Genomic DNA, 20,940 nt, shown 5'->3' with positions numbered 1-20,940 from the left:
GAGGACGAAGCTTCTTTTATACAATCTATGAGCTATACGTGCATCTTATGGGCGCAGATTGAGCGTATCCCGTATCGTTTGCCAAATCTCAGGTTTCTGGAACGTCCGCTGCCAGGAGGCGATGCCGCCCAGGCCATATTTTTTGACGAGCTCGGCCCTTGCCTTCATGGATGTCTCGTTCTCGATCCAGATGCGGTTCAGGGCGCCGTTCTCCACATATTCGACATAATGCTGTCCGGTTTCCTTCTGATAGACGGGCCTCAGCTTGCGCTCCGCGATCAGCTCCTCGATAGCTTCCATGCCGACCGCCTTGGAGGACACCTGCACCTTGCCGTCCGGGCCCTTCTTCTCGGTCCAAATCCGGGTATAAAGCGGAACGCCGAGCACAAGCTTGCGCGGGGGCACGTTGTCCTCCTCCAGAATACGCTTGACGGAACGCTCCACCCACGGCAGCGATGCGACCGGCCCGGAAGTCGGGCTGGACGCCCAATACTCGTCGTACGCCATGATTACCATGAAATCGACGGTCCGGCCAAGCGCCTCCCGATCGAGGAATGCCGACCACATCTCGCTGCTCGACTTGGGCGTCACGTCGATCGACACGACCAGGTTCTGATCATGCGCCAGCGGCGTAATCTCCCGGACGAATTGAACCAGGTTGGCCTTGTCCTTCATATAGACATTCTCGAAGTCGATGTTGATGCCCTGCAGCTTGTACATTTTCGCCAGGGAGAGCAGCTGCTGGATCATCCGGAACCGCGTCCCGTAGTCGTCCAGCGCCTCCGTCGTCCGATCGGGATCAAAGCCGTTGCTGAACAGCGCCCACACCTGCATATTGCGGTTCTGCGCCCAAGCGACGTAGTTATTGTCCGCCTTGGACCGGATCGCGCCTTTGCCGTCCTTCAGTTCAAACCAGGTGGGACTGACGACATTGACCCCCGGCAGCGGCCCGATGTCCGCCGGATTGGGCGCAACCTGGTAGACGGCCTCCCAGGCCAGGTTGATTTTGCTTCCGATGACCTTCCAGGCAATGAACGGTTCATCCCGCTTCGGTTCAGAAACCTTCTCCACATCTCCTAAAACGATATCTGACTTGGATGCGTAACCGACATAGCCTTGCGGCCCCTGAACGAGGTACCAGCCGTCCTCCTCGCCCCAGATGCGCACCTCGCCGCCGCTCTCGACCTGCTCCGATATGGTCGCGCGAATGGTCGGCCCGCTCCGTATGACCGCTCCCTCCGCCGCCGGCAAGCGGCCGCGCTGAATAGCCTGTCCCGGCTGGAAAAGCGTCACGATTCCCGCATCTCCCTCTGCTTGCTCAGCCTGCAGACCGAACAGCTCGGTGAGCGGGGTCAGCGGCAAATAAACCCGGCCGTCGTCCGACTCGGCGGCAATCGTCAGATCGAACGGCTTGCTGTTCACGGTCGCCGTGAGCGCATCGGTCTTCATATAAAGCACCTTGTCCGCGGTCGTCAAAATAATCGAACCGCTCTCCGCTTCATAACGGATAGGCGCTTCGGCGCCAAGAACCTCCTGTAAGGCATCGAGCGGCAGCTTCAATTCCTCGCCTTCCTTCCTGGCGCCGGCATCCAGTACTTTCCCTTTGTAAACGAGCGGATACTCGAAGCCGTAATCCGGCACAAGCCGGTCCCCGTTAGGGATATATCGCAAATAGGCTAAATAACCGCCGATCAGAACGCCGATCAGCGCGCAGAACACCATTAACCGGCGAAGGCCCGAGCTTCTCCGTCCCGGCGTTCGCAGCTTCACCGTTTCCAAGATGGCATTTCCCCCCAGTATAAGATAACTCTTGTCTGCGCCCCCGCAAAAAGAAAACGTACAGGAAGGCGGAGCGACGGCCCGCGCTTGCTGTACGTCTATTGACGATCGAAAGTCCGATCAGGTTCCGTCTCGGCAGCTAGCCGATTAATGCGATTTGCCGGAGGCCGCGCAGTCACGGCACAGGCCGTAAATTTCCATCCGATGCCCTTCCACGACAAAGCCCGTTTCCTTCGACGCCACGCGCTCCACATCAAGCAGCGGCGGATGCTCGAAATCCACGATCGTTCCGCACGATTTGCAGATGGCATGGTAATGGTCGGATAAATCCGCATCGAAACGGCTGGAACCGTCGCCGTATGTCAATTCACGCACCAGGCCGGCCTCGACGAACAACCTGAGGTTATTATAAATGGTTGCTACACTCATGCTCGGAAATTGCGGTGACAGCGCCTTGTAAATCTCATCCGCCGTCGGGTGGGTCATCGCATCCATGAGGTATGTCAAGATGGCGTGGCGCTGCGGGGTCATACGGACGCCGGTCATCTTGAGTTGTTCCAGAGCTTCGCCGACGCTTGTTCCCATTCCCCTCACGCCTTTCATAAGTAGTTAGCATCATTGTACGTGTTTGATTTCATTTTTGTCAATTATGTGATGTCCGTTTAGTCGTTGTCCGATTTGTGATGTCCGATTACGGCCGGTAACGCTTCACTTCAATGCTGCTGTTGGCGTCGATGCCGATCCGGTACGTTCCTTCGCCGATCCGGCCCTTGATCGATTTCTTGCTCACTTCCAGCGGCAAGTCGGTCTCGATATCGCCGAAGGTGACGGAGCCCGATACCTCGTAGTCGCCGTTCTCCGGCACATTAAGCGCGATTTCGCCTACCGCGCTTCCGATATCCCATGTCCCGCCTACCGTCGCGCTCCGCACCTCGATCCGGCCGTTAAGCGTATCCGCGTATACAGCGCCCCGCGCTTCGGCGATCGTGATGGCGCCGTTCTTCGTATCGGCTTCGACATCGCCTTCCACCGCGGCAAGCTTGATGCCGCCGTTGACGGTTGAGACGACCGCCCGACCGCCGATCCGCTCCGCGCGGATCGTACCGTTGAACGTCTCGACCTCCGCGTCGCCGGCGATATCAAAAGCTTCAACGCCGCCGTTCCGGGTCGTCGCCTTCACCGAAGCGCCAATATCCCGCAGCGCAATTTCCCCGTTCGCGGTCTCCGCGATGACCCGCTCGCCGGCGCGCAGCCCGGATACGTTAATCGGTCCGTTCATGACCTGAATGGCGATCGTTTGCAGGCCGCGCCCGGCCTCAGGGGCGTTCGCGTTTCCCTCTTCGGAGGCGCCTTCCTGGGCCGGCGGCGCGGGAACCGGCTCCTCCCCGGGCGCGGCCGGCGCCGATGCCGGCGTTCCCGCCTCCGCATCCGGAACCGTTGAGTCGATAATCGCGTCCATACCGACCGCCGGATCAGGCATGCGTGGAATCGTCACGACCAGATTCATCCGCGGCTGCCTGCTTCCGTTGACGCCGAACGCCGCCCCCTTGGCCGCGATGGTCACTTTCTCGTCGCCGGTTATGTCGACGGTGGATTTCTCCGCGATTCCGTCGGCTTCCGCCCGATCTTCGGTATCCACCCAGACTACCGCCTCGACCCGAATGCCTTCGACATCGCCCTCGCGCACCGTGACTTCACCGTTCGGATTGTCGATGACCAGGACCCGCGCGTGGTCCGAAAGGTCTGCGGCGACCGGTTTTTTCGCATACCGAAAGCCTTTCTCCTCGCCGAAGCCCGTCATACCGCCGACATCGACCTTCCATTGGTCGATCCACTTGAAAGGCAGCGCATTGATTTGCGTCACGCCGACCGCCGCAACCGCAATGACGGCCGCCAGCACAAAACCGCCGGCGTCGAAAGACAGCCGTTTCCGGGTCGTCCGGCCGCCGATCGAAACGGCCACAATCTCAATGCCGAGCAGAATAAGCACCGCCGGCCACCAATGAATAAGCAGCGCGATATCGTTGCGCCCTTTCACCTGATCCCATAATAAAACGGCGCCGACCGCCACGATGACGGCCGCTGCCGTCATCCTCCCCAAACGGTACATCGCCCTCCCCCTTTTGGCATACAACAGCGCCCCGACCGTCAGCAAGGCCGCAGCCGGCAAATAATCCCCGATCCGGATGAGCCACCGTTCGGTCGTCTCCGTAGGCCGAACGAGCGCCAGCAGCAGCAAACCGGCGCCGATCAAACCGAGCCCTTGCAAGCGGGTTGCGGCCGGCCGGGCCGCAAAATCGGAATCGGCGTCGGCGCCGGCCGCATCCGGAATCGGCGAGCCCGAGGTTGGCGCTCCCTTGGACTTGGACGTGGCCTGGAGGATATCGTACATGCTGTAGAAATAGATAACGGGAAGAGCCAGCCCCAGGTAAACGAGCAGCAACGCAAAGCGGCCGCCCGACACGCCCGCGTAATAAACGATTGCGACGGTCACCGCCACCGCCGACAGCAGCAGGATCAGCCCGGTCCGGATACGGCCGATATACAATTGTCCGGCCCCCGGCACCGTGAAGGAGAGCAGGGCGGCCCAGAAACGTTTCATTGGCGTCATGACATCGCGCCGCCCTTCCTTCCGCTACTCCACGCTGCCGGCGTGCACGCCCTCCAGCTTGCGGAGCTCCTCGAGCAGCAGCATTTCCTGCACATGCTTCGGCAGCATCACCTGCGCCTCAATGATCAGGCGGCCCGGTTCATGGCCGGTCGAATCGTCGCGCACGGATATTTTGCGGATTTTTACGCCTTGCCGCTGAAGCAGCTCCTGAACCGGCTGCAGCAGCTTCGGCCTGTCGTCGGCGGCGATGACGACGGTCCGTTCCCGCTTGCCGTTGAAAAACTTCCTTTCAATCTTATCCATGCCCCACAGCACGAAAAGAACCATACCGGTGCCCATGATCGCCGCGAAATAAAAGCCGGCCCCGACGCCGAGCCCGATCGCCGACACGACCCAGATCGACGAGGCGGTCGTCAGTCCCGTGATCGCCTTGCCCGTATGCAGAATCGTGCCGGCGCCGAGGAAGCCGATGCCCGTAATGACCGCTGCGGCGAGACGGGCCGGGTCGACGCGCACGTTATATTGGTTCACGAAGTCCGAGAAGCCGTAAATGGAGAGCAACATAAGCAGGCAGGAGCCCAGGCATACCATGATGTGCGTTCGAAGGCCGGCCGCATGATTGGATTGCTCGCGCTCGAAGCCGACCAAACCGCCGAGCAGGACGGCGAGCAACAAGCGCAGCGAAATGTCCAGCTCGTTAATATACCAGGGATTATCGATAACGGATGACAACGTCTGCTCACAACCTTTCCGCAATAGTTATATTGTAACATACTATGAGGGTTTTATAGAGGTTAACCCGGCTTCATGCCTGCAAAACGCGATCCCCCGGGATCGCAACATACCGGCCAAGCGCACCGGAACCGGCGGAGGCTCGCAGCGATGGGAAATTGAAACGGCGCGCCCCCGCGGGACGCGCCTTCGCCATGCCGTGAAACCTCTTATTGCTGATTCAGCCGCTCGACCAACAGCTTGTTGACGAGCGCCGGATTCGCCTTGCCCTTCGTCTCCCGCATCACCTGGCCGACGAGGAAGCCGATCGCTTTTTCCTTGCCCGCCTTATAGTCTTCGACCGATTGCGGGTTGTTCGTCACGATCTGATCGACGACCGCCTTGATGGCGCCCTCGTCGCTGATTTGCACGAGCCCCTGCTCCTCGACGATCTGCTGCGGACGCTTGCCCGATTCCAGCATCTCCTTGAACACGGTTTTGGCGATTTTGCTGCTGATCGTTCCCTGCTCGATCAGACCGATCATTTCTCCCAGCCCCTGGCCGGTAATCTTCACCGCCTCGGCCTCCAGCCCGTTCGCGTTCAGGTAGCCGAGCAGATCGCCCATGATCCAGTTGGACACCGCTTTGGCGTCCTTCGTATAGTTCAGGCTTTCCTCGAAGAAATCCGCCAGCTTCTTGGACGACGTAATGACGCCCGCGTCATAAGCCGGCAGTCCGAGCTCGCCCGTGTAGCGCGCCTTGCGCGCGTCCGGCAGCTCCGGAATCGAGTCCCGCACGCGCGCCTTCCATTCGTCGTCGATATGCACCTGCACAAGATCCGGATCCGGAAAATAGCGGTAGTCGTGCGCTTCCTCCTTGCCGCGCATCGAGATCGTGCGGCCGGCCGCGTCGTCCCAGCGCAGCGTCTCCTGCACCACCGTACCGCCGCCGTCCAGCACCTCCGCCTGCCGCCACTGCTCATACTCGAGACCGCGCTGCACGCCACGGAACGAGTTCATATTTTTCAGCTCGGTGCGGGTGCCGAACTTCTCCTGCCCCCACGGACGAATCGAGATGTTGGCATCGCAGCGCAGCGAGCCCTCCTCCATCTTCACGTCCGACACCTCGCAATACTGCATGATCGCCTTGAGCTTCTCGAGATACGCCTTCGCTTCCTCCGGCGTGCGGATGTCCGGCTCGGATACGATCTCGACCAGCGGCGTTCCGACGCGGTTCAGGTCAACGAGCGACGCATAGCCCCCGTCCACGTGCGTCAGCTTGCCCGCATCCTCCTCCAGATGGAGGCGCGTGATGCCGATCCGTTTCGTCTCGCCGTTCACTTCGATGTCGATCCAGCCGTTCAGCCCGATCGGCCGGTCGTACTGCGAAATCTGGTACGCCTTCGGCGAATCGGGATAAAAATAGTTTTTGCGGTCGAACTTGCTGATCGCCCCGATCTCGCAATTGAGCGCCATCGCCGCCTTCATCGCGTATTCGACCGCCTGCCGGTTGAGGACCGGCAGGACGCCGGGATGCCCGAGGCAGACCGGACAGGTATGGGTATTCGGCGGGGCGCCGAAGGCCGTGGAGCAACCACAGAAAATTTTGCTCTCGGTATGCAGCTCCACGTGCACTTCCAGCCCGATGACCGTTTCGTATTTGGTTGCTTGCGTCATGGGTTTCTCGCTCCTCCTACAGCTGCGGACGCAGCTTGTGATGCTCGGTCGACTGCTCATAAGCGTAAGCCGCGCGCAGCACCGTCGTCTCGTCGAACGCCTTGCCGATGATTTGCAGGCCGACCGGCAGGCCGTCCGCCAAACCGCACGGCACGCTGATCGCGGGCACGCCGGCCAGGTTGACCGGAATCGTGCAAATATCGTTCAGATACATCGTCAGCGGATCGTTCACCTGCTCGCCGATCCTGAACGCCGTCGTCGGCGCCGTCGGCCCCACAATGACGTCGAAACGCTCGAACACGTTGTCGAAATCCTGCTTGATCAGCGTCCGCACCTTCTGCGCCTTCAGGTAATACGCGTCGTAATAGCCCGAGCTCAGCGCATAGGTGCCGAGCATGATCCGGCGCTTCACTTCGGAGCCGAACCCCTGGCTGCGCGATTTGCGGTACAGGTCGATCAGGTTGTCCGGATTGTCGGCGCGCACGCCATAGCGGACGCCGTCGAAGCGCGCCAGGTTGGACGACGCTTCCGAGGATGCCAGCAAATAATACGCGGCGATCGCGTATTCCGTATGCGGAAGCGAAACCTCCTCCCACGTCGCGCCGAGTCCTTCATATACCTTCAAAGCTGCCATGACCGCTTCCTTCACCTGCGGGTCGATGCCTTCTCCGAGATATTCCTTCGGCACGCCGATGCGCAGGCCGCGCACGTCGCCGCTGAGCGCGGACGTATAATCGGGAATGCTCACGTTCGCCGACGTCGAATCGTGCGGGTCGTAGCCGGCGATCGCCTGCAGCACGTATGCGGAATCCTCGACGTTTTTCGTGATCGGCCCGATCTGGTCAAGCGAAGAAGCGAAAGCGACCAGGCCGAAGCGCGATACGAGGCCGTAGGTGGGCTTGAGACCGACGACGCCGCAGTAGGCGGCAGGCTGGCGGATCGACCCGCCGGTGTCCGAGCCGAGCGCGAAATACACTTGTGCGGCCGCAACCGCCGCCGCCGAGCCGCCGCTCGAGCCGCCCGGCACGCGCTCCGTGTTCCACGGGTTGTACGACGGATGGAAGCTGGAATTCTCGTTGGAGCCGCCCATGGCGAACTCGTCCATGTTCAGCTTGCCGATCGTGACCGATTGCTCGGCTTTCAGCTTTTTCGTCACGGTGGCGTCGAAAATCGGATTATAGTTGCGCAAGAATTGGCTGGCGCACGTCGTCAGCAGCCCTTCCGTCACAATGTTGTCCTTGATGCCTGCCGGCAAGCCGAAAAGCAAGCCGCGCTCGCCGCCCGCCTGCAGCGCTTGGTCCATCTCCGCCGCCTGCTTGCGCGCGTTCTCCTCGTCCAACGTAATGAACGCCCGGATCTTCGGCTCCGTCTCCGCGATCCGGCGGTACGACTCGTCGACCAGGTCGGCGACGGTCAATTGTTTATTGTTCATTTGATTATGCAAATCCTGCAGGCGCATATCAAAAGCTGCCAACAGCGGTTCCCCCCTTCAAAAGGTGCAGCATGGTGCATGGTTGTCGGTGCGCGGCGTCATCGGCGATCCGCAGTCCGCGGCCCGCGCTCCGTCGGCCGTGCAGGATGCCGGAGCGCTACTCCAGCACCGCCGGCACGCGGAATTGGCCGTCCTCTTCGTCCGGCGCGTTCTTCATCACCTGCTCGACCGGCCACGACGGGCGCTTCTCATCCTCGCGCATGACGTTCGTGATCGGCAGAACATGGGTGGTCGGCTGGACATCGGCCGTATCCAGCTCGTTCAGCTTTTCCGCATATTTCAGGATCGCGTTGAGCTGTCCGGTGAAGACCTCTTTCTCTTCGCCGGACAGCTCAAGCCGCGCCAGATTGGCGACATGCTCGACATCCTTGATCGTAATGCTCATCGCTTGCGTTACCTCCTCTTGGCTCATTCGCTCATTCTTCCCATTATAGCCTACAGCCCGTCCGCAACTCAATGCGGATTGTACGTTGCACGCTGCAAGCCTTGCTCAAGCCCTAAGCTTGCTTCGCGAAGGCATATGCTCCGGGAACCCTCCTTGAAGTCTTGAACGACAATTATCTGGCAAGATTCCCGCGATGCTTACATGAAAGATTTTCCGTTATTTATCGATCGGCGCACACCATTAACTCCTTATTCAACAGAGCTGGAAGAACAAAAAAAGCGTCCTTCCGGCTGCCCGGAAAAACGCCTTGCGCTGCGGTCGATCAGATCCATGCCTTCAGGTTGATCTGCCTGATGAAATCCTCGCGCGTTTGCACTTCGCTTACGCCCTCTTCATCAAGCGCCTCGGCAAGCTCATCGCCGCCGTTCATGATCCGCCTGAACAGCTCCTCGTTATGCGTCGCGAGCGCGAAATCGATCAGCGCCTCCCGTTCCACGCGGTCCGCCTCCTGGGACAGCAGCGTTTCCTCAAGCTCGACGTCGCCCGCCGGCACGAAAAAGTTTTTGTTCGCCTTCGGCACCCGAATAACATAGTCGAATGCATTGTCCGCATTACGATCGTAGGCGATGACATAAGCATGATCTCCGATCGGCAAATTCTGTTCGAATTGATCCGCCACAATGACGATTTTCTGGCCAAGCTTGAACATCGCTCTCGCCCCCCACCAACCGTACCTATAAGTCTTGCAGCTTTGCAGCATGATGTAAGTCTTGTAGGCCTATGACTCTATCCTACAAAAAAATAGAGTCCGGTGCAAATCGAAGTCTGAGAGATACGCGCGGCCCGCAGATTCAGTCGAGCGAGGGCCGCCTGCTCAAAGCGCCGACCGCGGCGGTCAGCGCGGCAGCGGCGCACACGACGGTTACCGCGAGGGCCGGCCATACGGCTGCCTCGACCGTGCCCGTTATGAGCAGCGATGCCGCGTAGCCCGACAGACGGCTCGGGCTCCAGGCGAGCGCGTCTGCGAACAGCGCGGAGAGGACCGACAGCACGGCCACCGCGCCCAGCGCGGAAAATGCGGCGCCCGCCGCGCTGCGAAGCAGCGAGCTGAACAGAATCGTCAGCGTGCCGATGATGGCCAGCGACACCCAATACAGCAGCAGGCTTCGCAGCACGAGCATGCCGCAAAGCCGGCCGCAGTGGACGAGAAACTCGAGGCCGGTCATCCAGCCGTACAGCGGAGGCGTTTGCGGCAAATAGCCGATGTCGAACGAGCGCCATATTCAGTCCGCCTTCCTGCCGAACAGGAAAAACGCGATCGGCCCGAAAATGTTGACGAACACAATGATCAGCGCCCACATCCATTTTGGTCTGCGGGTTTGCTCGGCCCGGATTAAGACGGTCAGCGCGGTGATGAGCAGGATGAGCTGCAGCACAAGTATCGGAATGACAACTGTTATTAACGTTTGATTATCCATTTGATTTCCCCCTCTTGATCTTCTTCCAGTCGATCCGCACGATCAGCCAATAGAGTATGAAAGGCATCGGCGTTTGGATCAATCCCCATAGTCCCCAGAACCACGGGTATTTCGCGCGCTTGCGGGCGTCGAGGAACAGCCAGGTCGCTTGCGACAGCAGGATGACAGGCAGTACGATGAGCAACCACAGCGGCAAATCCCTCAGCTCGTTCAGGCCGTCCAGGTTCAGTTCGCCCATTTGCTCCCCGTCCTCTCAGCCGTTCTCCTCTTGCCCGTGACGGCGGCAAATGCGACTCCGGCGACTGCTGCGGCGGCCTGAAGCGCGGCGAACCAGACAATATCGCTCTTCAGGAGCAGCATGACGCCGCCGGTGACGATACAGCCCACGATCCAGAACAAAACGAGATCGCGCCACAGCTTGCGATTCGCCGCTTTGCGGCCGTTGTCCGCAAGCTCCTGCAGCGCTTGCAGGCTCGGCGCGGGCGGCTCGAACATGGCGTCGAACCGGCGCAGGCTCTCGTTCAGCCATTGCTCGGTTTCGAGGTCGCCGACCTCCATTTCAGCCGCAGGCCCCGAACGCCTCGTGTGTTCATTTTCGCGTCCTTGTTTCTGTTGCCGCTGGGCCTTCGCCGACTTGTCGCCCCGTTTACGCCCCGTTGTCATGCTCGCTCAGCTCCTTTCTCAACCGTTTCATGCCGTTATGCATCCGCGATTTAACCGTTCCCGCCGGAATATCCATCCAGGCCGCAATTTCATCGACCGTGTAGCCGTAATAATATTTCAGCAGAATCGGCAGCCGGACGTGTTCCTCCATCCCGGCCAGCGCCTCCATCGCCTCGGGAAAATCGCTCCCCGCCGACGCGGCCTCGTACTTCAGCGCCCGAAGCGCCTGAGCCTGCTCCGTCTCCTGCCATTTGCGCTCGCGTTTGCCGCGCCTCAGTGCGTCGAGATAAAGCCGGGTGCCGATCGATATGAGCCAAGTCGAAAATTTCGATTTGCCATGATAGGACGCAATGTTCTCGATCGCCTTCAGCATCGTATCCTGCACGAGGTCTTCCGCGATTGTCCGGTTCATCGTCGCCTTGAGCATGTATTTGTACAGAAAAGCGTAGTGCTGCTGCAGCAGGACGGCCATGGCCTTGCTGTCGCTGCGGGCTTGCTTCCATAATGTCTCTTCGGCTTGCGTCACGTGCAAGCAGCCCCCTCCAATTCCGGAATCGACCATATGACGTCCGGCGGCATCAAAACGTTCACGCACCGGTGAAAAATTTTTTGCATTCAAAAAGGGTCGTTTTAAGAGACTTCGGATAACCGGGCTGTAAAATGAACAATGAACAGGTCAGCAGGCATAGGCAAAACGCAGCTGTTGCGGGCGGGTCGGGTAAGGTGGAAAGGTTCGATAACCGACTAGGGCTGGTTCGGGCATGATGCCTGGCTCAGCGGATGATGCGGGGGGGTCAGGCATGGCGGGCAGTTCGGGGAACGAAACGGCAAAAAATCCGGCTTCCGCAAGCGGCTGATGGCCGCCTTGCAAATGCCGGATCCTGAACGGTTGCTGAGACCGGGAAAATCCCCGCCTCAACATAATGTACAGCAAATTTATACGCTGAGAGCGGAATATCCCCTGTCTCAAACGTGTGAAATCGCCAGCTAGAGCGGAACTTGTGCTTGAGAGCCGGAGAATCCCTGCCTCAGTAGAAATATTATCGAATGTTGCTGCCGAGGGCGGGGTTTGTTCGGCCTCGCAGCATAACGGCTCATCAATCAGTTCATCAGGGGCACAACGATCAGTTCTTCGGGCGAGCGCGTAAGCGTGAGGGGCCTGCCAGCCGTAACGGCATAGCAGTTCTCGATCCCGACGACGCCAAGGCCGGGGAACGTGAATTTCGGCTCGACAGCGAGCACCATGCCCGGCGCCAGCTGGATGTCGAAGCCTTGGGCCAATACGGGCCATTCGTCCACTTCAAGTCCGATGCCGTGGCCGACAAAACGAACACGGTCCGCCCCGAAGCCCATGAAATGGTCGGCCAGACCGGCGGCTTCCGCCATACGCAGCGTCTCCGCGTACAGCGCTTCGGCGGTCGTTCCCGGAACGAGCAGTTCCTGCGCCCGGCGCATGATCCGCTCCGCAGTGTCGTATGCAGCCGCAAGCTTCTCCGGCAGCTCCCCGATGACGGCGGTGCGCGTCTGGTCGATCACATAGCCGTCGATGCAGCAGCCGATGTCGATCAGGATCGGTTCATTGCGGGCGAACGGCTTGCGGCTGACGCTTTGCGGCACGGCCGGCCCCAATCCCCGGCCGCCGGCAGGACCGTCGAAGAGCGTCGGCTCCGCTGCCGCCGCTCCGGAGCCGACCATGCCGGTGAGCACCTCCATATTGTAGGCGCGCATGCGCATGACGCCGATATGGCCGCGCCGGCGAATCTCGTACTCGAAGCGCGCCATCCATTCCAGCTCGGTGACGCCCTCGCGCAGCCCGTTCAACGACTCCTCAAGCGCTTCCGCCGCAGCAGCCGCGGCTGACGATATCCGCTCAAGCTCCCACGGGGACTTGGTCATCCGAAGCCGCCGCATCACAGACGATCCGTCGGTAATCCGCACGCCGATGGAGGCGAACAGCTCCGTCAGCTTTACATACGTTTGCGCCGGCAATGCATCCAGCGGTGCCGCCACACACACGGACTCGCCCTTCGAGAGGACCGGAAAATCGGCCTCCAGCGTCGCAGCGAACATACGAAACGACCCGAGTTCAACCGTGCGGATGCGCGACTCGCGCCGGGCCCGCTCCAGGCTCCGCCGGATATATAACGCCGGTTCGCCTTCTGCCGGAACAAACGCATAGCCGGCTTGCATCGTGCCGGTCAAATAATAAAGATCGGTGCTTTGCGAGACGAGCAGTCCTTCCGCGCCTTCTTCCCGCAGCACCGCTTGCAAACGTTCAATCCGCGCCGCCGATTCCCCTGCCGGCAAAAGCTCATACATACAGCACACCTCCGAACGAGATCGATGTTATCCTGCGAACAGTGTACCATCGCGGCTGTACGTTTGCCATGCTGCAGTCATTTTCCCGACTCGCGTTGCGGTGTTGCATGATGGTGGTCGAACCACATACTCAGGCCAAAGCCGCCAACGGTAACGAACTAATTTTCAAGAATAAAAATAGGGGCGTGCCAGCTTAGCGTTCCAGCATAAAATGATCTTGGCCTGCTCAAAATCTTCAGTCCGCCGTCACCGTTTCCGCCGCCCCCTTGATCGCCCACTCGATCGGCTCCAGCATCGTGAAAACGCGCGGATTGCGAAGCCGGACGATCATGACCACGCCCGGCTTCCGCAGCGTCACCTCATAATCATAAGTTTCATTCCTGTAGGTGTAGGGAAACGACTCGCCTTCGTTCACGATCCGGAAGACGAGCACCTCCACCCGCTCGCGAAGACGAGTGCCGGGCAGGGGCACGCCGGTCTGATCGATCAGCAGATTGGCCTGCAGATAAGTGAGAGCAGCCGCTTCGGCCGCTTCCGGATCGATGCGGACCACCCCGTCCGCCAACGCTTCAGGATCGAGCTGCTGCGCTGCCGCATGAACGGCGCGGTTTACCGCATGCTTGCCGTAAAACAACGTGCGTATGGCCAGCTCCTCGTCGAGCTGCAGCGTCTGCATCATCATCCAGACGACGGACAGCATCGTCAGCAGGAGCAGCTTGTACATCCGTTCTTATTCAACCCCTTTCATTACTCAGCGATTTGCTCGCTCCTTTTCACAATCACCTGCCTATTAGAGTATTCCTGTCGGCACTATGTCTTCCGTCGCGCGCCTTTTCCGGCGTATGTCGCGGCGGCGCTGCATGGCGGTGTACGGCCACATGTACCCTGCACCCGCCATCTCCCTGTCGCTTACGGCACGTATTCGCTCATCTTCATGCCGTAGGCGCTTATCCTTGCATTGCCGCCAGGAGGCGCAAGCCCGACCAGCCGGTCGATTTCAAACAGCCGCTCGTACGGATAGCGAATGGTAAGCTCCAGTCCCGTTCCGCGTGTCAGCGGCGCCGCCGGATTGTCCGCCGCGGCGCCGGTTGTTGAAGCCGCTTCATACTCGATGTCCTCCGGCCTTAGGCCGTAACCCGCCAGCCGTTGCCTCGAAGCCGCCGTCATCTCCGCGTCGATGTAGCCGTGATCGCCGTTCGCGCCGATTTCGAGCAGATAGTCGACTTCCTTCTGAAGCACGGCCTGGCGTACGATCAGCACATGCTTGTAAATCGGAGAAAACATAAGCCAACAAAGCGTCGTCGCGAAAAGAACGAATACAAGCAGCGATTTCACGGGCTAAGCCTCCGAATCGACTCGCCTATCGCACTGCCGGAACGCTCCAGCAGCGCCTTTGTACCGGTCTCCCCCTCGGCCATCGCGGTATACAGAAGAACCGCCGTGACCAGCAGCATGACCGTCATCAAAATAGCTCTCATCAACCGGCCCCCCTTTTCGACCAAATGTGTCTACGGATTCAACGCGCCGATCCGGCTGTTGGCGGAGTCCCCCTGCGATTGAATCTGTGCTTGCGTTCCCGTACCGTCCTGGGCGATAACCGAGTTGAACAACAGCACGACCACGACCAGCAGCATCACGGTCATAAGAATATTACGCATCCGTTTTCATCCCTCCTACGAATTCAAAGACTGAAACAGCTTCTGTCCTTCCTGCACCCATGGGTAAATGAAGATCTGGAACGTATACAGGATCGGTGCGCCCGCAATCACGAACAATGCATAAGACGCCGATTCCTTGCGGCTCTCCCGGACCAGCTCCAGCTTGGCCTTGTAATCGGCGACCCGCTCCTTGAGCAGTTCATAATAAGCCTCGTCCTCATGCAGCCGCAGCGCTTCGATCGTCTCCGCGAAGCCCGCTCCCTCCGGCGTCCCGATCCGCTGTTTGAACCGCCGGATCGCATCCCCGGCGTCGTGGTACCATTCACCCAGCATACGCTGCATGTCGGGACGGATCGCCGACGTATACGGTACGCAGCGCATCAGCTTCACATGCAGATTCATCGAGGTGCCCGCAAAATAAAGCAGCTGGTTGCTGACGGCGTTCAGCTCCCTCATAATCCGCTGCCCCCGATACCGCCGAAAGGCTTCCAATAACGGCTTGTCCAGCCAGCAGGCCGTTGCGGCAAGCAGACATACGACGGCAAGCGCGAATGGCGAGAGCCCCTGGATCGGTATGTTCGCCGGAAATAAAGCGGCAGCCGTCCCGGCCGTTCCGAACAGCAGCAACGCCGCTCGCCGACCGACCGCGTAAATCGCCGCATCGGCGGTGAAGCCGCAGCCGGCCAGCAGCGATTCACGCTCCAGGAAAGAAGGGCTGGCCCGTGAAAATCCACCGATGCGCAGCCATCGGTCCGGAAGACGCCGGCCGGTTCCGGTTCCATCTTCCATTGGCAGGTGCGCCCATCGGGGCCTCCGCTTCAGCAGTGCGCGCAGCAACGTGCTGACGGCTATGAAGCCGAGGCCGAATTGAGCCGCCAGCACACCGCCCGTTACGAGCCGCAATAATGTTTCATTCACTCGTAAATCTCCTTCCCCACAGCGCCGGCCCACCGGTGCCCTACATTTTTTTGCGCGACAAATAGAGTCCCATGACGAACGAGCTGAAAATCAGCGCGAGCGCGTTAAGCAGCATGTCTCTTCCGTTCGGGTCAAGCACATAGTACGTATAGGCGTTGTCCGGGTTGTACTGAAAGTTAATGCCGAGAAATAACGCCAGGAACAGAATAGGCGAAAAGTTCGCCAACCGGATTTCCAGCAGCCGGTTGCGCTCCAGCTGATTGGCGCGCTGCGCTTGGCGCATATCGTCGATCAGCCGCTTCAGGCTGTCGGCTACCGGGCAGCCCTCCGCAAGCGCGACACGCAAAATATTCGCGAAATAGTCGCCCCATATATGGCCCAGCGCCGCGGAAAAAATCCGCAGGCTTGCCTCGTCGTCGCCTTTAACGGACAGATTGCGGTACAACTGATCGAACACCGGCTGCATCGGACCAAGCAGGCGGCGTTCCTCGACCGTCCGCTGCAGCGCATTGCGGACCTGCTTTCCCCCTGTGATCATATAGCACTGGTAGAACAGCTCGACAGCGGGGAGAAACTCCAGCCGGATCTGGAGCTGCCGCTGCGTAAGCACAATCCGCAGCGCCAAATACGGCATGCCGCCGGCGAGCCCAGCCATCAGGATCGCTCCTTTCGGGCTCTGGACGAGCAGTCCGCCTGCCGCAAAGCCGGTAATAAGCAGCATGCCGGACAGCAATGCGAAGCTTGACGGTTTAATCCGCCAACGGACGCTTTCCAGCAGCACCGCCAGATGCCCGTAGGGACTTTCAAAGCGGGCCAGCAGCCTGTCCAGCTTGGCACCCCAGTCTTCCCGCCGACGATAATCCAAGCGGGCAGCCGTTTCACCGCGCAACCCATACAAGCGCAGCAGCCGTTCAATGGCTACGAACGACAACAGATACAAGGCGCACGCGGCGGCCGTCATTCGCCAATCCGCCAACCACCAGTCCTCCACCCGCCCGCTCAGCATACCGGAGCCTCCTGCCGAATCCGCCAGCTGTCCGAACGGGGATCGTACCGCGCCCAGTCATCCACGGCGATGCCCCCGTGCCGCCAAACGTACCTGCCGATCCGAACGATTCGGCGTCGGCCGTTCACCATCTGCATTTCGATGCCGACCTGCGTAACATACGCCGCGATCCGTTTCGCAAGCCGTTCCGGATTCATGGCGCGCCCGTCGAGCATGCACATATCCGTGATCGCATCCGGCACGTCCTCCAAAGCATTGGCATGCACGGTCGTCATACTGCCTGAGTGGCCCCTGGTGCAAGCCCGGACGTAAATATTCGCATCCTCGTCCCGGATCTCCGCATGAACGATGCGGTGCGGGGATTGCCGGAGCGCCAGCTTGAACGCTTGCGCGGACCTGTGCAGCGGATCCTCTTCGTCCGTCTCATATTCGATAACGTTCTTGTCCGGAAATTCCTTGCGCAGCATCATTTCAAACCGGCTCTCGATCGTGACGATCCGCTCTTCGTCCGGCACTTCCGCCAGCATTGCTTTCAGCAGATGGGTTTTGCCCGAATTCGTCGGACCGATTACGACCAGGTTGAGCCTTGCCTTCAGCAAGCCGAGCAGCAGACGGCGAACGGCTTCATCCATTGTGCCGAACTCGGGCTCGCACAACGCCGCCAGCGAAAAGCGCTTCACCGTGTAGAACCGAATCGTCAGCGTCGGGTCCGCCGTAAAGCCGAAGCCGGTCATCGTCACGCGCGCGCCGTCGCTTAACGAAACTTCCGCCCACCGTTTGCGCGGATTGATTCGGTCGTTGTTGAACAGGACCAGATTCTGCTGGATTCGTTCGACCTCCGTGACGGAAGAAAACCGATAGGCCGATGGCGCAGTCCTGCCTTCCCGCACCTCGTAAATGCGTGTGCCCACAACCTGGATTTCTTCCAGGCCCTCCTTATTCCGCAGCACGAGCTCCAGCACATTCAAGCCGATCACCTCCGCGAACAGCGCCTCGGCCAGACTTTCATAAGGATGCCGGTAATCCGGCAGCCGATGCACCCGCTTGCGGATCAACCGGTCCGAGATGACGGCCAGCAGCTCCGCCCGCTCCTTCGGAAAGCCCAGCACCGCACGGTTCAGCCGCTCGCTGTAGCTTCTTCGTTCCTCCTCCGTCATGCCGCGCGGCGCGGCCACATAATTGCGGATGTCTTCCGCAAGCTTGCGGAAATCGGTCGGCGAGCTTGCCTTATGCCCGCCGTCCGGCGGCATGCCGGGCTCTTCAGGCAGCGCGAGCCGCAGCTTGGCCGCATAGTCCGAAGGCGAGAAGCGGACAGGACTGCGCGGCTGTTCGCCGCTCACAGGCCCACTCCGTTCCGGTGCGCCAGCAGCTTCCGATACCAGGGCTGCGCGGCAGCCGGCCGGCCGAAACGGACGCCGTGCCGGCTCATCAGCCGCTCCGCCTCCGCCGCCATGGCACGCTTGCCGCCCTCGTCTCCGGCCAGCCATTCATCGAGCCTGCCGCTGTCCAAGAGAGTGAGCATCGGCTCCGTCAAACGCAACTCCCCAAGCGGGGAAAGTCCGGTTTCTTTCTGCACGTCCTTCATCGAAAACCCTCCGTTTCTCCATGGCGGTCGTACGATAACGAGGTCATAGGCGTCCGCCGGCACGCCGAACAAGGGAGAGGACTGGCCAAGCCCGCGTCTGCCGTCCTCCTGGAAGTGCGACAAGGCCGGCGTCGTAACCGCGATCCGGCTGTCCGCCTTCCGCAACGCGGTAACGGTTGCCGCATTGTCCCAGTACGCGCTGACATCGGCCACCGTCATACGGAATGCCTCCCTGGCCGTATCAAGCAGGTGCTCCACCTCTTCCGGTCCGAAAAACTCCGCCTGGTCCCGCAGCATATTGCCGAACAAAATATGCACGCGGGGAAACGCGGGCGGCCGAAACGCAGCCAGCTTCAGCTTCTCCGGCGACAGCGTGCGGGCTTGCAGCTCGGGACGCAAACGATCGAGCGTGACCGCCGGCTTCTCCACGCGCAGGTACCGGTGGAGCTTGGAGCTTTTCAGGTTCAGGCATAAATAGCCGATCGGTTGACCGCTTATTTCCGCCATGCGAACGGTTGAAGCGAATGCGGCCAGCGTAGTGCCTATATTCGGCGTCGTACCCGTGAAGACGACAAGCGGCGAGCTGCTCACGATCCGTTCCCCCCCGTCCGTCCGGACAGCGGCGATTCCGGGCTGAACGCCACGACCAGCTTGGCCTTGCCGTCCTTGACTAAGCCGTCAATGCGCAGCCACTGCTCTTCGGTCAGATTCAGATTAACGACGTCAATCGTCCCGTTGGCATCCCTGCGGGAGGCGTACATTCGCTCCCGGTTGCCGCTTGCCATCGACAGCAAATTCGAGTTCTGCGGGTCGTCGATTTCCAGATTGGCCGAGGTCTTGACCGATGCCACAGTGACGGGCGCATCGAAAAGCCTCTCCGAAACGGCTCCCTCGCCGGAAACGTACAGCATCACCCGGTCGCCGGCCCGAATGCCGCTGGAGACCGACAGCACATAGGCTTTCGGAATTTGAAACGTCAATTCGTCACGATTCGGCAGCAGCCGGAACCGGTCCAGCTTCCAATCCAGAATCGGCTCTCCTTCCCCGATCGGAATGGCGGTTTCCATCCCGGCGGCTTGATCCATGCTCCGCAGCATACCCGGCTCGAAGGATGCCTTGGCGATCGCCTTCCATCCCAGCTCCTTCTCCGTCAGCCGCTCCCCCGCCGGAATAAACCGGACGGGCACCACCACGCGCACCGTTTCCTGCAAATCGATTTGCCTCAATTGCAGCTCGTATACGCCGTAGACCAGCGCTGCAGCCAATGCGGCAGCCGTAAGACTTACCGCCAGATTGCGTTTCCTGTTCACGTAAACTCCCCCCGGGCAACAAAAAAGAACGCAGCAAAGGGCTTAGCCCGTTGCATGCGTTCTTCGCATTGCGTAGCTTCAACAAATAGGTGCTTTGTTGTCGTTAGTCTACCAAAAACCCCTTCTCTTGTCTATACATTCACAGAAAATTTTGTCATTTATCCGCAGCCGGCGTCGAAATCCCGATAGCATGGAGAATGAACGCCGTCAATTCCTCGATCAGATTGTCGGTATACGCCTCCGCGTCGCCGAGCAGCGGAGCGAAATAATCCGCCTTGTTCTGGTACAGAATCGCGCCGACAAGCGACATGAACGTGTGGTCGAGCGACCGGAAACGAAAAACCCCCTGCTCCCTGCCGGCCTCCAGCACCTTGCGGAAATAAGCCCAAACCGGAAACGTATACCGGCGGATCAGCTCGGTGCGGGCCGTCCGGAACATGATTTCCACATTTGTTTAGATTGTAGGGCAGCGGCTTCCGATCTGTCTATCACAAAAGAACCGACACCGTCGGCTCCCTCGTTTTCTCATTCGTTTGTTAAAAATCAATCAGTCCTACGCTGATTTGCAGCGACTCGTCGACCTTGCGCATCGTTTCGTCGTCCAAATGCGTAATTTTGTCGGTCAACCGCTGCTTGTCGATCGTCCGGATCTGCTCAAGCAAAATGACCGAATCCCTGTCGAAGCCATGCGTCTTCGCGTCGATCTCGACGTGGGTCGGCAGCTTCGCCTTCTGGATTTGCGCCGTAATCGCCGCCACGATGACCGTAGGGCTGAAGCGGTTGCCGATGTCATTCTGAATGACCAACACGGGACGTACGCCGCCCTGCTCCGATCCGACGACCGGTGATAAATCCGCGAAAAACACATCGCCGCGTTTAACGATCAAGCTCTACACCCCGCTTACGAGACGTCCGAGCGTACTGTCGGCATCTTCCTCCGCATGAAAGGCTTCCGAAGCCATGTTGAGGTTGATCTTCGCCATTTCCAGATATCCGCGCTGCATGGATTCACGGATTTGCCGCCTCTTCCGTTCAATGAGGTACAGCTTCATGGCCTGTCGGATGAATTCGCTGCGGTTTGAATTTTCGCGAGCTACGATACCGTCCACCTCCTGCAATAAGTGATCCGGCAAACTGATCATGATTCGTTTCGTGTTCTGCACATTGGCCAAGAAAAACGCACCCCCAAAACATTTCCAAAAACCTGTTACCAGTATGTCGTTTACCGGGAACGAATATACACCAATATACTATGCGCCCGATATAACCTATATGCTATATCGGCATCCACACTCGGATCCATGACAGTGAAACCTGCCATACTGTATTCGCGCCTAGAGGGTTAATCC

The 20,940-nt window shown here is 59.7% G+C and carries 26 protein-coding genes; all 26 read right to left on the bottom strand.

Going from position 1 to position 20,940, the window contains the following annotated elements; genetic code table 11:
• Nucleotides 1-45: 45 nt before the first annotated feature.
• Entirely contained in the window at nucleotides 46-1,770 is a 1,725-nt protein-coding gene (locus tag RWM61_RS09520) for a glycosyl hydrolase family 18 protein (RefSeq protein WP_313999984.1), read from the bottom strand.
• 156 nt (nucleotides 1,771-1,926) lie between these two features.
• Nucleotides 1,927-2,364, bottom strand: coding sequence for a peroxide-responsive transcriptional repressor PerR (gene perR, locus RWM61_RS09515; RefSeq protein ID WP_313999956.1), 438 nt, complete (start codon nucleotides 2,362-2,364; stop codon nucleotides 1,927-1,929).
• Nucleotides 2,365-2,470: 106 nt separating this feature from the next.
• On the bottom strand, nucleotides 2,471-4,390 hold the full coding sequence (locus RWM61_RS09510) for a DUF4097 family beta strand repeat-containing protein (RefSeq protein ID WP_313999955.1): 1,920 nt from the start codon (nucleotides 4,388-4,390) through the stop codon (nucleotides 2,471-2,473).
• Between the two features lie 24 nt (nucleotides 4,391-4,414).
• Entirely contained in the window at nucleotides 4,415-5,110 is a 696-nt protein-coding gene (locus RWM61_RS09505; RefSeq protein WP_313999981.1) for an MgtC/SapB family protein, read from the bottom strand.
• A gap of 221 nt (nucleotides 5,111-5,331) precedes the next feature.
• The gene (gene gatB / locus RWM61_RS09500) at nucleotides 5,332-6,777 is read right to left on the bottom strand and encodes an Asp-tRNA(Asn)/Glu-tRNA(Gln) amidotransferase subunit GatB (protein ID WP_313999952.1); all 1,446 of its coding nucleotides are present in this window, start codon (nucleotides 6,775-6,777) and stop codon (nucleotides 5,332-5,334) included.
• A gap of 16 nt (nucleotides 6,778-6,793) precedes the next feature.
• Entirely contained in the window at nucleotides 6,794-8,236 is a 1,443-nt protein-coding gene (gatA, locus tag RWM61_RS09495) for an Asp-tRNA(Asn)/Glu-tRNA(Gln) amidotransferase subunit GatA (RefSeq protein ID WP_399538293.1), read from the bottom strand.
• A gap of 130 nt (nucleotides 8,237-8,366) precedes the next feature.
• Nucleotides 8,367-8,654: an Asp-tRNA(Asn)/Glu-tRNA(Gln) amidotransferase subunit GatC gene (gatC, locus tag RWM61_RS09490; RefSeq protein WP_313999977.1), complete on the bottom strand. Its 288-nt coding sequence runs from the start codon at nucleotides 8,652-8,654 to the stop codon at nucleotides 8,367-8,369.
• Nucleotides 8,655-8,976: 322 nt separating this feature from the next.
• Nucleotides 8,977-9,363 (bottom strand): ATPase, encoded by a 387-nt coding sequence (locus RWM61_RS09485; RefSeq protein WP_313999946.1) that lies wholly within the window; start codon nucleotides 9,361-9,363, stop codon nucleotides 8,977-8,979.
• 142 nt (nucleotides 9,364-9,505) lie between these two features.
• Complete coding sequence (locus RWM61_RS09480) at nucleotides 9,506-9,910, bottom strand: hypothetical protein (RefSeq protein ID WP_313999943.1); 405 nt, start codon at nucleotides 9,908-9,910, stop codon at nucleotides 9,506-9,508.
• Nucleotides 9,911-9,937: 27 nt separating this feature from the next.
• A complete protein-coding gene (locus RWM61_RS09475) occupies nucleotides 9,938-10,132 on the bottom strand; it encodes a PLD nuclease N-terminal domain-containing protein (RefSeq protein WP_313999941.1) in 195 nt (64 codons plus the stop codon).
• On the bottom strand, nucleotides 10,125-10,370 hold the full coding sequence (locus RWM61_RS09470; protein ID WP_313999938.1) for a sigmaY antisigma factor component: 246 nt from the start codon (nucleotides 10,368-10,370) through the stop codon (nucleotides 10,125-10,127). The genes RWM61_RS09475 and RWM61_RS09470 overlap by 8 nt, the downstream gene beginning before the upstream one ends.
• Nucleotides 10,358-10,795 (bottom strand): YxlC family protein, encoded by a 438-nt coding sequence (locus RWM61_RS09465; protein ID WP_313999935.1) that lies wholly within the window; start codon nucleotides 10,793-10,795, stop codon nucleotides 10,358-10,360. The genes RWM61_RS09470 and RWM61_RS09465 overlap by 13 nt, the downstream gene beginning before the upstream one ends.
• Entirely contained in the window at nucleotides 10,779-11,321 is a 543-nt protein-coding gene (gene sigY / locus RWM61_RS09460; protein ID WP_313999932.1) for an RNA polymerase sigma factor SigY, read from the bottom strand. Before sigY ends, RWM61_RS09465 begins: the two co-directional genes overlap by 17 nt.
• A gap of 575 nt (nucleotides 11,322-11,896) precedes the next feature.
• Complete coding sequence (locus RWM61_RS09455) at nucleotides 11,897-13,114, bottom strand: Xaa-Pro peptidase family protein (protein ID WP_313999929.1); 1,218 nt, start codon at nucleotides 13,112-13,114, stop codon at nucleotides 11,897-11,899.
• Nucleotides 13,115-13,349: 235 nt separating this feature from the next.
• Nucleotides 13,350-13,838, bottom strand: coding sequence for a hypothetical protein (locus RWM61_RS09450; protein WP_313999926.1), 489 nt, complete (start codon nucleotides 13,836-13,838; stop codon nucleotides 13,350-13,352).
• Between the two features lie 185 nt (nucleotides 13,839-14,023).
• Nucleotides 14,024-14,449 (bottom strand): hypothetical protein, encoded by a 426-nt coding sequence (locus tag RWM61_RS09445; protein WP_313999923.1) that lies wholly within the window; start codon nucleotides 14,447-14,449, stop codon nucleotides 14,024-14,026.
• Nucleotides 14,446-14,592 (bottom strand): hypothetical protein, encoded by a 147-nt coding sequence (locus tag RWM61_RS09440; protein WP_313999920.1) that lies wholly within the window; start codon nucleotides 14,590-14,592, stop codon nucleotides 14,446-14,448. The genes RWM61_RS09445 and RWM61_RS09440 overlap by 4 nt, the downstream gene beginning before the upstream one ends.
• Before the next feature lie 30 nt (nucleotides 14,593-14,622).
• Nucleotides 14,623-14,772 (bottom strand): hypothetical protein, encoded by a 150-nt coding sequence (locus tag RWM61_RS09435; RefSeq protein WP_313999917.1) that lies wholly within the window; start codon nucleotides 14,770-14,772, stop codon nucleotides 14,623-14,625.
• Nucleotides 14,773-14,787: 15 nt separating this feature from the next.
• On the bottom strand, nucleotides 14,788-15,690 hold the full coding sequence (locus tag RWM61_RS09430; protein WP_313999914.1) for a hypothetical protein: 903 nt from the start codon (nucleotides 15,688-15,690) through the stop codon (nucleotides 14,788-14,790).
• A 40-nt stretch (nucleotides 15,691-15,730) separates the two neighbouring features.
• Complete coding sequence (locus RWM61_RS09425) at nucleotides 15,731-16,696, bottom strand: hypothetical protein (protein WP_313999911.1); 966 nt, start codon at nucleotides 16,694-16,696, stop codon at nucleotides 15,731-15,733.
• Nucleotides 16,690-18,036, bottom strand: coding sequence for an ATPase, T2SS/T4P/T4SS family (locus RWM61_RS09420; protein ID WP_313999908.1), 1,347 nt, complete (start codon nucleotides 18,034-18,036; stop codon nucleotides 16,690-16,692). Before RWM61_RS09420 ends, RWM61_RS09425 begins: the two co-directional genes overlap by 7 nt.
• Entirely contained in the window at nucleotides 18,033-18,872 is an 840-nt protein-coding gene (locus RWM61_RS09415) for a hypothetical protein (protein WP_313999905.1), read from the bottom strand. The genes RWM61_RS09420 and RWM61_RS09415 overlap by 4 nt, the downstream gene beginning before the upstream one ends.
• Nucleotides 18,869-19,591: an SAF domain-containing protein gene (locus tag RWM61_RS09410; RefSeq protein WP_313999902.1), complete on the bottom strand. Its 723-nt coding sequence runs from the start codon at nucleotides 19,589-19,591 to the stop codon at nucleotides 18,869-18,871. The genes RWM61_RS09415 and RWM61_RS09410 overlap by 4 nt, the downstream gene beginning before the upstream one ends.
• Nucleotides 19,592-19,745: 154 nt before the next feature.
• Nucleotides 19,746-20,030: a hypothetical protein gene (locus RWM61_RS09405; RefSeq protein ID WP_313999899.1), complete on the bottom strand. Its 285-nt coding sequence runs from the start codon at nucleotides 20,028-20,030 to the stop codon at nucleotides 19,746-19,748.
• A 97-nt stretch (nucleotides 20,031-20,127) separates the two neighbouring features.
• Complete coding sequence (locus tag RWM61_RS09400) at nucleotides 20,128-20,478, bottom strand: type II toxin-antitoxin system PemK/MazF family toxin (RefSeq protein WP_313999896.1); 351 nt, start codon at nucleotides 20,476-20,478, stop codon at nucleotides 20,128-20,130.
• Between the two features lie 3 nt (nucleotides 20,479-20,481).
• Entirely contained in the window at nucleotides 20,482-20,763 is a 282-nt protein-coding gene (locus tag RWM61_RS09395; protein WP_313999893.1) for a CopG family ribbon-helix-helix protein, read from the bottom strand.
• Nucleotides 20,764-20,940 lie beyond the last annotated feature (177 nt).

Source organism: uncultured Paenibacillus sp. (genome assembly GCF_963515335.1).
In the GTDB taxonomy this organism is placed as follows: domain Bacteria; phylum Bacillota; class Bacilli; order Paenibacillales; family Paenibacillaceae; genus Paenibacillus_I.
Note: the sequence above shows the minus strand (reverse complement) of the source record. Positions and strands in the feature narration are given on the sequence as shown.